We start from the raw sequence: 13340 nt of genomic DNA, 5'->3' as shown, positions 1-13340 counted from the left end.
TTTCACAGAATGTGGAACCGAGAAAATGCTTACGAATGTACCGACCTGGACCACCGATCGCGTCGAACTCCTGAAGAGTCATTTTGAGGCCGGCCTCACCTGTCGCGAGATAGCGGCCAGCATCGGCGTCAGCCGTAACGCCGTAATCGGCAAACTCTCGCGCCTGCAATTGACGCGCGGCCCCGCCCCCGCCGAACCGCGTCCGACCAAAGTTGCCAGGGAGCGTTCGCGGAAGTCCGTTCCCAGGCTGCAGTATCAAGTCCTGCAAGCCGTCTACGAAAACGCGCAGCCGCTACAGGAAGAGCCTATCGTAAGCGAACGCCGCTGCTCGCTATACGAACTCAGCAACGAAAGATGCCGCTGGCCGATCAGCACGCCCGGCGCAGAGGACTTCTGCTTTTGCGGCAATACGCCGGTCGAAGGCATGCCCTATTGCTCGGGCCACACCCGCCTCGCCTACCGCCCGGGTTCGCGTCAGCGCGTCTCGCGCGCGTGAGCGGCGCCAATTGCCGTCAAGACGCGTCCAGAATGTAGAGCATCGGTTCTGATTCCATCAGAACCGATCGTCCGCTACCCGAGCCGCCAGCCGACCTCTTCCGTAAGGCTCTTGTAGAACTCCGGCGTATAGGCCATTTCCGGCGCTTGCCGCACCCGCTCGTCGAGCTTGTGGGCGTCATCGCCGACGAGAATCCGCCAGCGCTCGGCCTTGACGCCGTCGAGGATGATCTTTGCCGCGGCCGCCGCCGTCGTCGGCGCCTCGTCACGGAAAGTGCGGGCGCGATCGAGCGCGATCTTCTGGATGTCGTCGTCCGACATTGGCGCGGTATCGACGCCCATGCCGTTCAGGCGCTGCCGCGTCGCCAGAATTTCGTTCGGGCTCAGTTCTTCGGATTCCGATCCGCTCTGAATCTTGCGCGAATTCGAAACGATTGAAGTGCCGATATGCCCGGGCATTACGACAGAGCATTTGATGTGCGGGGCGTTGAGCCGCAGGTCCGTCATCAACGCTTCGGTGAAGCCTTTCACTGCGAACTTGGCGGCGCTGTAGGCCGTGTGCGGGGCGCCCGGGCCCACGGATGCCCAGAACCCGTTGACACTCGATGTGTTGATGATGTGGGCTTCGTCGGCCTTGATCATAAGCGGCAGAAAAGTGCGGACGCCGAGATAGACGCCGCCCCAGCAGATGTTGAAGGTGCGCTCCCACTGCTCGCGCGTGTTGGTGAACAGGCTGCCGCCGCCACCGATGCCGGCATTGTTGAACAGCAGATGGACCTTGTCGGTTGCCTGCTGTTCGATCAGCTCGTCACGGAAGCGCTGGAAATGTGCCTCGATCGAGACGTCGGCGACATGGGTGGTGACGCGCAGGCCTTGCGGCAGGTTTTCCGCCTCGCACAACCGCTTGGTCTCGGCCATCGCTTCCGGCGAGACGTCGCACATCGCGACATTGCAGCCTTCGGCCACGAGCTGACGCGCGAGCTCGCGGCCCATGCCCGTGCCGCCCCCGGTGATGACGGCAAACTTTCCGGCAAAATCCTTCATCGCGACGCTTACCTCGGTTTCAATTTTTGAGTTGGGCTCTCATGGCATGGACCCCCCCCCGCGGAACGACAGTAACAGGTGGGAGCTGCCGGTAAAGCCGCCCGCGAGACAGGCGGCTCGATTGTCTTACAGGCGTTTTCGCGCAGCGGAATTTACTCCGCTGCCTCGCGCGAGCCACCGAGCGCGCCCAATCCCTCCAGCGCCTTCCGGATCGCGGCCTGCTGTGCGGGCGATGCTTCAGGCATCGGCGCGCGGGAGAATGTCGTCGGCAGCCCCTGCGACGACTGCGCATAGCGCGCGCATGCCGGCAGATTGTCCGAGACGATCGCGTTCCACAACGTCAGCAATTTCTTGTGCAGCTCCAGTGCGCGAGTGTGGTTGCCTGCCTTGACCACATTCCAGAGCTCGACGGAAGCGTGCGGCGCAGCGCTCAGGATCGCCGCGATCGAACCATGCGCGCCGAGCGTATAGGACGGATACATCAGCGCATCGACGGCGCTGTAGATCAGTTTGTCCGGCGCCATCATCATGAGGTCGGCAAACAGTTTCAGATCACCCGCGCTCTGCTTGACGCCGACGACGAGCGGCACCTCGTTCATGATCCGCGTCAGCAGCGCCGGCGAGAGGTACGACCACGGCACCACGTTGTAGATGATGATCGGCATACCGGTTTCATCGGCCATGCGGCGGAAATGGTCGACCATCGCCTGCTCGTCCGGCTTGAACAGGTAGTGCACCGGCGTCACCTGCAGCGCTGCGACATCCATGTCGCGCACCAGTCTGCCGCGCCGGATCGCATCGCGGGTGGAATCGACGATGATGCCGGCGATCACGGGCGCGCGCCCTTTCGCAGCCTCCACCGTCGCCGCCACCAGGTCACGATACTCCTCGTGATCGAGCGTATGCCCCTCACCCGTCGAGCCGCCGGCCGCCATGCCGTGGCTGCCGGCCGCGATCAGCCAGTCGACCTGCGATGCAACGAGTTTGAAATCGATCTCGCCGTCTTTCCGGAACGGCGTCGTCATCGGCGGTATCACGCCTGTGGGGCGTATTGTCATCGGCCTGCCCTCGCGGTTTCCATCCGTTGCATGCGGGCGTATTCCCCGCTTTCGCAAAACCAAGCGTACCCAAGGACGGAACTGCGATCCAGTTGCGGAATTGGCACGGCAGAGTAGCGGAAACGCCGCGTCTAGCGCTTGCGCGTCTCGACCCGCGAACCACATCCCGCGTTCCCGGCGGTCGGCCGGTTGGGACAAGCCTATCGAATGTCGGAGCAGCGCTTCCAACGTCGGCGTCGACGGTCAAATCGGCGACAACGCATTGCGAGCCCATGCAGGGCGCGCTTCACACATTATGGGCTAATCGTCTCGGGTGTCAGCGCTTGCAGATGTCGTGGGTTGCTTGCTCGCCGCGCATGACCTGCATTATTTCGGCCGGTGCAAAACTGCCGAAATCGGCACCCACGAGCGTACCGTAGCGACGGTGGTTCTTGAGCATGAGCAACAAGCGGTCGCTGACATTTTCGATGTCGCGTGCGTCGCTGGCTGATATCGCCGGCTTGCCCGCGGAAGCGCCGGTTTGCTTCGCGTGGGCAAAGAACTTCGTGGTGGCTTCTACTGCCGCTGCGCGGTTATCGGCGTCGCAGAGTTCGCGATCGTCCTGCGCATAAATGCAGCCCGCCAACTCTCCCCATTTGATAGCCACAGAAACTGTCCGGTATTCGGATCTCGAATCTTCTGGCTTGCCAGCCAAGGTGGAAATGTTCGCCTGCATGGTGCCGGCCTTCAGGATGAAATATGCAGCACTTGGCTCCATCTTCATCGCGTCCGGACCGACGTCCACTACGCGGAAAATGCAGCGCCGCACGACCGGCGCGACCTCCGGCCGGCCGAGGCGATTGGCGTCGGCGAACAACGAAACACTGGGCCCTACCGAAACGAAGCTTGACATCGCACTCGATACTTTCGGGGCCCAGATCCACCCGCCGACCGCGAGGAAGCCGCCAACGAAAGCCAGGATGAGGGTGAGCCCCTGACGCAGCATTTTTCAAGCTCCTCCGCTAGGCCCTGGGGCAGTTGTCGGTCGTGCCCGTGTACCGATCGAGCATCGGCTTCATTGCCGCCGAGACTATCCAGCCGAAATCAGCCTTGATGAGGCGGCCATTGCTGGTGTCCTGCATCAGGGCCGCATTGATCGCCCGGTTGCGAGGACTGTTCCAGAGATTCCTGACCGTGGACATCTCGGATTCGCCATATCGCTTGGCGATATTCATCATGTCATCGAACTTCGCGAAATAGCGGTTGATGTAGTCGACGATGTAGGCGCGATTGTTCCGCTCGCAGATGGCGTTCGGATGGGTGACGAGGTAGCAGTTCAGCGCTGCCGTCATCTCTTTCGCGCTGGTGAGATTTCGCCAGTCGACACGATGTTCAGTGGTCGTCAGCTTTGGCAGCAGCTCATCGCGCTCGGGGCTTTCAAGTGCGGGATAACAGGTTTCGCGAATCTTGGCCTGTTTCCATTCGCCCATGCGTTGTCCGCCCGGCAGGTAGTCTCCGGTGTGGCCAAGGACGAAATAGTTGATCAGGTTGATGCCCAGAAAAATGGCGCCCAAAACAAAGACCGCACGCATCAAGAAATTCATTGCTTAACGCCCTGCAACGGTTGTGTCCGGGCATCCATAACACCCAGAGTGTGTCGGGACGTTAATCGCGGATCGATGCGTGGGATGGGGTTAAGGCGAAGTTACCGGCGCGGCGGGCGCCTTTGCAGCTCAGCTTCAACTCGAGCCGGGAATGAGGCCAAAGGGTGCGACTTCCGCTCTTGTTGAACCTCCAGCCTCCGCCAACGACCTACTGACCAGAGGCAGTCAATCCAGAGGAGACCGCCGTGATCCACTGGCACGATACCATGGTCGATAGACCGGAGACGGACGGCGCGGCTTACCTGACCGGCTGGACCATCAGCGGAGCGGCCATTCTCGGAACCGTCCTTGCCGTCTGGCTTTTCGGGATCTAGCTGCGCTCCCGCTCTCGTGCCTTGCGCCGGGCGCTGATCGCAGCTAAGGGAACGGCATCGGAGCGTGGCGCAGCCCGGTTAGCGCACTAGTCTGGGAGACTAGGGGTCGGAGGTTCAAATCCTCTCGCTCCGACCATCATTTCTTCGATTTTTGAGCCCGCCCGCTCAGCCATCCTTCATTGCATTGTCCAGCAATTGCTTGCAGGCGATCAGGTCCTGCAGCACCCGCTCCAGGCGCTCGCGGTCGGCGTCCGACGGCCCCGGCTTGGTCCTCGCAAACGGCAGCAAAATGCCGTCGTCGGTGTCGACGAAGCGGTAGTCGATTTCCTTCTCTTCAGTCTCGTAATCCTCGTCGTCGGCTGCGACGGTCGGGATCTCGCCCTCATCGGGCTCCTGCAGGCTGAGGCCGATCGCTTCTTCGACCGCGCCGAAGGTAACCGCCGAGGTCTGGTCGGCAAGGCCCTGCACCGATTTGATGCCGTGCTCTTTGAGGATCCGCTGCACGCCGCGGATGGTATAGCCCTCGCCATACAGCAGACGGCGGATGCCCTTTAGCAGATCAACATCGTCCGGGCGGTAGTAACGCCGCCCGCCGCTTCGCTTCATCGGCTTGATCTGGGCGAACCGCGTCTCCCAGAACCGCAGCACATGCTGGGGAATATCGAGCTCTTCAGCGACTTCGCTGATGGTGCGGAACGCATCCGGCGCCTTGTCCAAGTGCCAGCTCCTCTCAACTTATCTCGTTGGTGAAGACGCGGTACTCGCCTTGCTACGCGGCCGTGTTTACTCGATCTCGCTAGTCGGTCTTGTTAATCAGTCTTCTTAGTCGGGCTTGCTTTCGCCGTTGCCGGGCGCGTGTCCATTGATCCGCTGTTTCAGAATAGCGGATGGTTTGAACACCATCACACGACGCGGCGAGATCGGCACTTCAGTACCGGTCTTCGGATTACGTCCGATACGCTGACCCTTCTTGCGCACCATGAAGGAGCCGAACGACGACAGTTTCACCGTCTCGCCCTTCTCCAGGCAATCGGTAATTTCTTTCAGAACGAGCTCGACAAATGCTGAAGATTCCGTCCGCGACAGGCCCACCTTCTGGTAGACCGCCTCGCACAAATCGACGCGTGTGACTGTTTTTCCGGTCCCGGTCATCGCCTGCCCCGCACTCTCGGCGAACAAAATTTATTCCCTGAAATTATGAGGTTAGCACGCAATGGTCAACAGCGACCATCATGCAGAAGCATGGAACCGCACTACAATTTTAAACAGCATTTTTGCGCCGCGTCTACCAGCGCACCAGCGCGGAACCCCAGGTGAAGCCGCCGCCCATGGCCTCGAACAGCACCAGATCGCCCTTCTTTACCCGCCCGTCCTTGACGGCAACCGCGAGCGCCAGCGGGATCGACGCAGCCGACGTGTTGCCGTGCAAATCGACGGTCAACACCACCTTCTGCGGCGCAATATGAAGCTTATGCGCCGAAGCATCGATGATTCGCTTGTTGGCCTGATGCGGGATGAACCAGTCGATGTCCTCGGCCGTCGTCCCTGTCGCATTGAAGGCGTCCACGATGACGTCCGTGATCATACCGACCGCGTGCTTGAACACTTCGCGGCCCTCCATCCTGAGATGGCCGACGGTCTGCGTCGTGGACGGGCCGCCGTCCACGAAGAGCTTCGCCTGATGCCGGCCGTCCGAGCGCAGATGAGTCGTGAGCACGCCGCGATCGGAAGGCAAACCCGGCCGATCCTGCGCCTCCAATACGACCGCGCCGGCGCCGTCGCCGAACAGCACGCAGGTGCCGCGGTCGTTCCAGTCGAGAATGCGCGAGAACGTCTCCGCACCGATCACCAGCGCGCGCTTGTAGGCGCCGGAGCGCAGGAAATTGTCGGCGGTGGCGAGCGCGAAGACGAAGCCGGAGCACACCGCCTGCAGATCGAAGGCGGCGCCATGATGGATACCGAGCCCGTTCTGGACTGCAACTGCGGTGGCCGGAAAGGTGTTGTCCGGCGTCGAGGTCGCAAGCACGATCAGGTCGATTGCCTGGGCGTCGAGACCGGCATGTTCCAGCGCCGCGCGCGCGGCGTTGATCGCCAGGTGCGAGGTGAACTCGCCTTCGGCCGCGATGTGGCGCTCCCGAATGCCGGTTCGCTGCACGATCCACTCGTCCGAAGTGTCGATTCGGGCCGCCAGTTCGGCATTGGTCAGCACCTTCTGCGGCAGGTAAGAGCCGCAGCCCAGCACCACCGAACGTTTCGCAGTCACGAGACAGCCTCCTGCGCGGTCGGTGCCAGCGCACTGCCGTCGCTATTCATCATCTGATTGATCTTGGTGAGGAGATCGCAGCGGACCATCTCATAGCCAACATCGACCGCGTAGGCAAAGCCTTCGGCGCTGATTCCGCCATGGCTTTTGACAACGACGCCTTTCAGGCCGAGCAAAACACCGCCATTGGATTTGTTCGGGTCGAGCTTGTCCCGCAACGCCTTGAACGCGCTGCGGGCGAACAGGTAACCGATCCGGGACAGCCAACTGCTCGTCATGGCCTGGCGCAGGAAGTCCGCCATCTGGCGCGCGGTTCCCTCCGCGGCCTTCAGCGCGATGTTGCCGCTAAAGCCTTCCGACACGATCACATCGGCCGCGCCCTGGCCGATCCCATCGCCCTCGACGAAGCCGATATAATTGAGCTGCGACGCGCGCAGCAGCTCGGCCGCCTCGCGGATCTCCTCATGGCCCTTGATCTCCTCGACCCCGATGTTGAGGAGGCCGACAGTCGGCCGCTCCCGGTTCAACAGCACGCTCGCCATTGCACTGCCCATGACCGCGAGCGACACCAAATGATGCGCATCGCCGCCGATGCTGGCGCCGAGATCGAGCACGACGGAATCGCCCCGCGCCGTCGGCCATACGCCAGCAATGGCCGGCCGGTCGATGCCGGGCATGGTGTGCAGATGGAAGCGGGCCATCGCCATCAGCGCGCCGCTATTGCCGGCGGAAACCGCGACATGGGCCTCGCCCTTCTTAACCGCGTCGATCGCCAGCCACATCGACGAGTTCTTGCGGCCGCGCCGCAGCGCCTGGCTCGGCTTGTCGTGCATGCTCACAGTGACGTCGGTGTGGATCACGCGCGACGCCTTTTTCAGCGCCGGGTACTTGGCAAGTTGTTCGTCGATCTGCTTGCTGTCGCCGTAGAGCAGGAATTCGCTGTCGGGATGCCGCTTCAAAGAAATTGCAGCGCCGGGAATGACGACCGATGCGCCGACATCGCCACCCATGGCGTCAAGCGCGATGCGAACCTTTTGCGGCATGAACGTCCCGGAAACCTGATCTCTTGGCGGCCCTCGTAGAGGCCGGCGGCGCACTGGAATGGCACCGTTAGGCGGTGCTCGGCGAAACGCGATACCGCACCTCCGCCGGGCGGCGACAATAGCGTGTCCCCCGCCCCGACACAACCTCTTGACCACCGTCTTTTGGCAAAAGCCAAGCGGTGTGGCCCGAAACCGAGAATAAGAAATATATTCAGATAATTCAATGCCTTATTTGGGAATCCTGGTGAGATACCGCAGCTACCTCAAACCGAATGCGGCCTCATAGACTACTTTAGCCGCCGGCTACTTGCCTTTGGGCTTCCTGGTGCCGGATTTCTTCGGTGCTGCCTTCAATGCCTTGAGCGCCGCGAACGGGTGATCCTCGGGATCGGCGGCTTCAACCATCGGCTCAAATACAGCGCCGGGTTTGCGCGGATATGGATCGACCGCGAGATACAATGCATCGGTGGCAACCCTGCCGAGATCGATCATGCCGTTCTCGATCGGCTCGGGCGGATCGGGCGTTTCCTCGTCGCTCACCTCGGCCTCATCGACCAGCGCGGCCATCTGCGGGATCTGCTCGGGCGGGGTGAATATCAGATCGATCGGCTCGTCGATGTCGTTCTCGATCTCTTCTCCAGCGTCACCACGCAGGTCTGCCCGATCCGCGCCTGCACATGACCGGCCACGTGGAAGCGGCCGCCGCTCTGCGGCGTCACGTCGAAGGAAGCCTGCGCCGATAGCACCTCGCGCAAGCCGCCCGTGTCGGCCACGGCTTTGCGAATGGCCTGATCGGCCTCGATGTCGCGATGCAGGCCCGTCTCGGGGATCTGCGCCACCGCAACGGGAACACGCCACGGGTCGGGCTTCTCTGTGCCAGTTTTGCTCATTGCTGCGCGCCTGCTTTCTCCGGCGAGGGAAACTTGCCCCGGCCGCTCACCAGCGTCGCCTCGTCGAGGCTGTCGAGGCCCGCCATTGCCGCCTCGGCGTAGGCGGCCAGCAGTCGGGCCTTTTCGATGTTCTCGCCATTTAGGATATTCTTGCACATCGCCTGCGCCAGTGCCTCGCGGCCCTCGGTCAGCGCCAGGTCATAGGCCGCGGTCCGACCATAGAAGGCTTCGCCGAAGGCCTGCATGCGCTTCGGCACCGTGAGGTCTCCGACCCCCATCTCGCGCAGATTATCGTCCATATCGTTGCAAAAATGGTCGAATAGCCCCTGCGATAGCGTCGTGCCGCCCTCCACCGACTTCAGCCGCCGCAGGACCAGCCACAAGTGCAGGAGAAGCAGGTCAAAACGGCCGTTAACCGTGTCCGGAACCCCAAAGTCCCGATAAAACAACGGTTCTCGCGCCTGCGTCACGATCATGCCATAGATGGCCTCGATGGTGCCGCGCAGCGGCGTCCGGGGTTTCCTGAAGTGATTGAACGGCCAAAGCATTGTGGGTTCCGCAAGCGAGCCCTCCCGGGCCGCGCATGTTGCAATCAAGCGTGCTGCCCGGTACGTCAACGCACCGCGCGATGCAAGAGGACGGGCGAATTCCTGAGATGACCGAAATGAGCCAGCTAAGCGCCCGCGTGTCCACGCCGCGCCGCCTGACCGCGCGCCGGCGCGGTTTTCGCGCCGCCGCAGCCATTGCACTGGTCTGCGCCGCGCTCGCCGGATGCACCGGCGAACAGTTCCAGAAGGGCTACATCCTGCCGCCCAACGCGCTGGAGCAGATTCCGATCGGCGCCAGCCAGGATCAGGTGCTGATCGTGATGGGAACGCCATCGACGGTCGCGACCTTGAACGGTGAGGTGTTTTATTACATCTCGCAGCGCTCCGAGCGCAAAGTCGCCTTCATGAACCAGCAGGTCGTAGACCAGCGCGTGATCGCGATCTATTTCGACAAGAACCGCCAGGTGACGCGGCTCGCCAATTACGGATTGCAGGACGGCAAGATCTTCGACTTCATCAGCCGCACCACGCCAACGTCGGGTCAGGAGCTCAGCTATCTGACGCCGCTGTTCAAGTTGCTCAGCTTTAACTAGCGCCAATCGGTTCTGATTGAATCAGAACCAAGCTCCGCACTTCTGTCTTTGCGTTGTCGTTGAGCGAACTGCATCCACTTCGCTCGAAAACGTCATAGCGATTTCGCCTGTTCCGCGAGGCGGAAAACCTGTGCCAAGTCGCCCGCTTGCTCTGCATGCGCGCGTTGCCTAGGCTCGCTGCCAATCAATAATGATTCAGCAGGGAGTTAACTTGTGACGATTAGAACTTTTTCTCGCCGCCGTGTGTTGACCGGAGCCGCGGGCATCTCCGCTGCGGCGATCTTGCCGCGCGCGAGTTACGGCTCCGACTGGCGCCCGACCGAGACCGTGCGTCTCATCGTGCCAGCGGCGGCCGGCGGCAGCACCGACGTGATGGGACGGCTGTTGGCCGCACATCTGCAGACCGCCTGGGGCCAGTCCGCGGTCGTGGAAAACCGCTCCGGCGGCGGCGGCACCATCGGCACCGGCGAAGTCGTGCGGGGCAAGGCGGACGGCCATGTCATCCTGGTCGGTAATCCCGGTCCGAATGCGATTGCCTACAGCATCTTCCGCAACATGACCTACAAGGCCGACCAGTTGCAGCCGGTCAGCAACATGATCCGGATTCCGAATATCGTGTCGGCGCATCCGTCGACCGGCATCAAGTCGATCCCCGACCTGATCGCCTACATCAAGGCCAACCCGGATAAGCTCACCTATGCCTCCTCAGGCGTAGGCCAGAGCCCTCACCTCACCGGTGCCTGGTTCCTGCAGCTCACCGGATTGAAGATGGTGCACGTGCCGTTCCGCGGCGCAGGCCCCGCGCTGCAGGCGGCGCTGGCCGGCGATATCCAGATCCTGTTCGACAATCTCTACCCGACGCTGCCGCAGACCGAGGAAGGCAAACTCACCGCGCTCGCCGTCACCACGCCCGAGCGCAGCGCACTCGCCCCGAACGTTCCGACCATGCGCGAAAGCGCTCCGGAGCTTTCGAAGTTCGACGTCTCCTCCTGGTTCGGCATCTTCCTGCCAAAGGCCGCGCCCGCTCCCGCCGTTGAAGCGCTCAACAAGGAGATCAAGGCGATGCTGGCGCGGGATGACGTCAAGAAGACGATCGGGAAGATGGGCGCGACCGCCGACTGGGGAACGCCACAACAGTTTTCCGATTTCGTGCAGGCCGAGACCGCGAAATTCGGCGAGATCATCAAGCGCGAAGGCCTGCAGATGGATGTGAATTAAACTCCGTCGTCATTGCAGTGACGGGGGTGAGATTTCAGCATTTCCCCAAGCAAAAACCCCGCGGCTCGCACCGCGGGGTTTTCGTTTGATCAGCTTGTCGCCGGCTCAGTGCGCCAGGATCGCCAGCAGCAGCAGCGCCACGATGTTGGTGATCTTGATCATCGGGTTGACCGCGGGACCGGCCGTATCCTTGTAGGGATCGCCGACGGTGTCACCGGTCACGGCGGCCTTGTGGGCGTCCGATCCCTTGCCGCCGAAATGGCCATCCTCGATGTACTTCTTGGCGTTGTCCCAGGCGCCACCGCCTGAGGTCATGGAGATCGCGACGAACAGGCCGGTCACGATCACGCCGAGCAGCATGGCGCCGACCGCGGAGAACGCTGCCGACTTGCCGGCTGCGCCGCCACCCGCGATCGCGTAGATCGCGAAGTAGACGAAGATCGGCGACAGCACCGGCAGCAGCGACGGAATGATCATTTCCTTGATCGCAGCCTTGGTTAGCAGGTCGACGGCCTTGCCGTAGTCCGGCTTGTCGGTGCCCTGCATGATGCCCGGCTTCTCGCGGAACTGGCGCCGCACTTCCTCAACGATCGCCCCCGCCGCACGGCCGACCGCGGTCATGCCCATCGCGCCGAACAGATACGGCAGCAGGCCGCCGAACAGCAAACCGACCACCACGTAGGGGTTGTTGAGCGAGAAGTCGGGCAGCACACCCTGGAAGTACGGATGCTTCGCAGGATTGGCGATGAAGAACTTGAGGTCTTCATTGTAGGCTGCGAACAGCACCAGCGCGCCGAGACCGGCCGAGCCGATCGCGTAGCCCTTGGTGACCGCCTTGGTGGTGTTGCCGACCGCATCCAGCGCGTCGGTAGACTTGCGGACCTCCTTCGGAAGGCCCGCCATTTCGGCAATGCCGCCGGCGTTGTCTGTAACCGGACCGAAAGCGTCGAGCGCGACGATCATGCCGGCCAGCGCAAGCATGGTGGTGGTCGCAATTGCGATGCCGAACAGGCCGGCAAGGCCGTAGGTGATGAGAATGCCGGCGATGATGACGATGGCGGGCATCGCCGTCGCTTCCATCGAGATCGCCAGCCCCTGGATCACGTTGGTGCCGTGGCCCGTGACCGAGGACGAGGCGATCGACTTCACCGGGCGATAATCGGTACCGGTATAGTATTCGGTAATCCAGATGATCAGGCCGGTGACGGCGAGACCGACGACGCCGCATTGGAACAGCGCCATGCCCGTGTACTTCACGCCCGCCAGTTCGCCGAAACCGATCAGCCAGTGGATGACGGCTGCGACGCCGAGCAGCGACAGCACGCCGGTCGCGATCAGGCCCTTGTACAGCGCCCCCATGATCGACTGGCTGGCGCCGAGTTTGACGAAGAAGGTGCCGATGATCGAGGTGATGATGCAGATGCCGCCGATGGCGAGCGGCAGGGTCATCATGTTTACGAGCAACGGCGAGGTCGCGAAGAAGATCGCGGCGAGCACCATGGTTGCGACCGCGGTCACCGCATAGGTCTCGAACAGGTCGGCCGCCATGCCGGCGCAGTCGCCGACATTGTCGCCGACGTTGTCGGCGATGGTCGCCGGGTTGCGCGGATCGTCTTCAGGGATTCCGGCTTCGACCTTGCCGACGAGGTCGCCGCCGACGTCGGCGCCCTTGGTGAAGATGCCGCCGCCGAGACGGGCGAAGATCGAGATCAGCGAGGCGCCGAAGCCGAGCGCCACCAGCGCGTCGACGACGACGCGGTCGTTGGCCTTCAGCCCCATGAACTGGGTGAGATAAGCGAAGTAGATGGTGACGCCGAGCAGCGCGAGGCCCGCCACCAGAAGACCGGTGATCGCACCCGCCTTGAAGGCCAGTTCGAGGCCGCCGGCCAGCGAAGTGGTCGCCGCCTGGGCGGTGCGCACGTTGGCGCGAACCGAGACGTTCATGCCGATGAAGCCGGCAGCGCCCGACAGCACCGCGCCGATCAGGAAGCCGATCGCAACCAGCATGCCGAGGAAGTAGGCCAGCAGCGCGAAGATCACGACGCCGACCATGGCGATCGTCATGTATTGGCGGCGCAGATAGGCCTGCGCGCCTTCGGCGACAGCCGCCGCGATTTCCTGCATGCGCGGATTGCCAGCGTCCGATTTCAGAACGGAAGACGTAGCCCAGATGGCGTAGACAATCGAAAGCGCTCCGCAGAGCACAATCACCCACAATGCTGTCATTGAAT

The 13340-nt window shown here is 62.4% G+C and carries 14 protein-coding genes, 1 tRNA gene and 1 pseudogene; 5 read left to right on the top strand and 11 right to left on the bottom strand.

Annotated elements, in window-relative coordinates:
• Nucleotides 1–25 precede the first annotated feature (25 nt).
• Nucleotides 26–496: a GcrA family cell cycle regulator gene (locus V1277_RS29450; protein WP_334375009.1), complete on the top strand. Its 471-nt coding sequence runs from the start codon at nucleotides 26–28 to the stop codon at nucleotides 494–496.
• Nucleotides 497–570: 74 nt separating this feature from the next.
• Here the strand turns inward: V1277_RS29450 and V1277_RS29445 are convergent, their stop codons facing one another.
• The 4 genes from V1277_RS29445 to V1277_RS29430 all read right to left on the bottom strand — a co-directional run bounded on the left by V1277_RS29445 (nucleotide 571) and on the right by V1277_RS29430 (nucleotide 4180).
• Complete coding sequence (locus V1277_RS29445; protein WP_334419292.1) at nucleotides 571–1539, bottom strand: SDR family oxidoreductase; 969 nt, start codon at nucleotides 1537–1539, stop codon at nucleotides 571–573.
• Between the two features lie 152 nt (nucleotides 1540–1691).
• Entirely contained in the window at nucleotides 1692–2597 is a 906-nt protein-coding gene (locus V1277_RS29440; protein WP_334419291.1) for a dihydrodipicolinate synthase family protein, read from the bottom strand.
• 316 nt (nucleotides 2598–2913) lie between these two features.
• A complete protein-coding gene (locus V1277_RS29435) occupies nucleotides 2914–3582 on the bottom strand; it encodes a hypothetical protein (protein WP_334419290.1) in 669 nt (222 codons plus the stop codon).
• A 16-nt stretch (nucleotides 3583–3598) separates the two neighbouring features.
• The gene (locus V1277_RS29430; RefSeq protein ID WP_334419289.1) at nucleotides 3599–4180 is read right to left on the bottom strand and encodes a hypothetical protein; all 582 of its coding nucleotides are present in this window, start codon (nucleotides 4178–4180) and stop codon (nucleotides 3599–3601) included.
• Nucleotides 4181–4425: 245 nt separating this feature from the next.
• Here V1277_RS29430 and V1277_RS29425 point away from each other — a divergent pair, with 245 nt between their 5' ends.
• Together V1277_RS29425 and V1277_RS29420 are read left to right on the top strand one after the other, a co-directional pair.
• Nucleotides 4426–4554 (top strand): hypothetical protein, encoded by a 129-nt coding sequence (locus V1277_RS29425; protein ID WP_334419288.1) that lies wholly within the window; start codon nucleotides 4426–4428, stop codon nucleotides 4552–4554.
• Between the two features lie 58 nt (nucleotides 4555–4612).
• Nucleotides 4613–4690: transfer RNA gene (locus V1277_RS29420), tRNA-Pro, on the top strand.
• Nucleotides 4691–4719: 29 nt separating this feature from the next.
• On the opposite strand, the gene V1277_RS29415 is transcribed toward V1277_RS29420, so the two are convergent.
• The 6 genes and pseudogenes from V1277_RS29415 to V1277_RS29390 form a co-directional block, all read right to left on the bottom strand.
• Nucleotides 4720–5271 (bottom strand): MerR family transcriptional regulator, encoded by a 552-nt coding sequence (locus tag V1277_RS29415; protein WP_334419287.1) that lies wholly within the window; start codon nucleotides 5269–5271, stop codon nucleotides 4720–4722.
• Between the two features lie 105 nt (nucleotides 5272–5376).
• Complete coding sequence (locus V1277_RS29410) at nucleotides 5377–5706, bottom strand: integration host factor subunit alpha (protein WP_065732788.1); 330 nt, start codon at nucleotides 5704–5706, stop codon at nucleotides 5377–5379.
• Between the two features lie 133 nt (nucleotides 5707–5839).
• Entirely contained in the window at nucleotides 5840–6817 is a 978-nt protein-coding gene (locus tag V1277_RS29405) for a beta-ketoacyl-ACP synthase III (RefSeq protein WP_334419286.1), read from the bottom strand.
• Nucleotides 6814–7860, bottom strand: coding sequence for a phosphate acyltransferase PlsX (gene plsX / locus V1277_RS29400; protein ID WP_334419285.1), 1047 nt, complete (start codon nucleotides 7858–7860; stop codon nucleotides 6814–6816). Before plsX ends, V1277_RS29405 begins: the two co-directional genes overlap by 4 nt.
• Before the next feature lie 303 nt (nucleotides 7861–8163).
• Nucleotides 8164–8750 (bottom strand): annotated as a pseudogene (locus V1277_RS29395) (YceD family protein).
• Nucleotides 8747–9298, bottom strand: coding sequence for a ubiquinol-cytochrome C chaperone family protein (locus V1277_RS29390; protein ID WP_334419284.1), 552 nt, complete (start codon nucleotides 9296–9298; stop codon nucleotides 8747–8749). The pseudogene V1277_RS29395 and the gene V1277_RS29390 overlap by 4 nt, the downstream one beginning before the upstream one ends.
• Nucleotides 9299–9414: 116 nt before the next feature.
• On the opposite strand from V1277_RS29390, the gene V1277_RS29385 reads away from it, so the two are divergent.
• Nucleotides 9415–9891: an outer membrane protein assembly factor BamE gene (locus tag V1277_RS29385; protein ID WP_442894536.1), complete on the top strand. Its 477-nt coding sequence runs from the start codon at nucleotides 9415–9417 to the stop codon at nucleotides 9889–9891.
• A gap of 213 nt (nucleotides 9892–10104) precedes the next feature.
• Complete coding sequence (locus V1277_RS29380) at nucleotides 10105–11109, top strand: Bug family tripartite tricarboxylate transporter substrate binding protein (RefSeq protein ID WP_334419282.1); 1005 nt, start codon at nucleotides 10105–10107, stop codon at nucleotides 11107–11109.
• Between the two features lie 105 nt (nucleotides 11110–11214).
• On the opposite strand, the gene V1277_RS29375 is transcribed toward V1277_RS29380, so the two are convergent.
• Nucleotides 11215–13335, bottom strand: coding sequence for a sodium-translocating pyrophosphatase (locus V1277_RS29375; RefSeq protein ID WP_334419281.1), 2121 nt, complete (start codon nucleotides 13333–13335; stop codon nucleotides 11215–11217).
• Nucleotides 13336–13340: the final 5 nt, after the last annotated feature.

The sequence above is a fragment of the Bradyrhizobium sp. AZCC 1588 genome (assembly GCF_036924735.1).
Classification (GTDB): domain Bacteria; phylum Pseudomonadota; class Alphaproteobacteria; order Rhizobiales; family Xanthobacteraceae; genus Bradyrhizobium.
The sequence above is the reverse complement of the archived record's forward strand: the minus strand, read 5'-3'. Positions and strand labels throughout refer to the sequence as shown.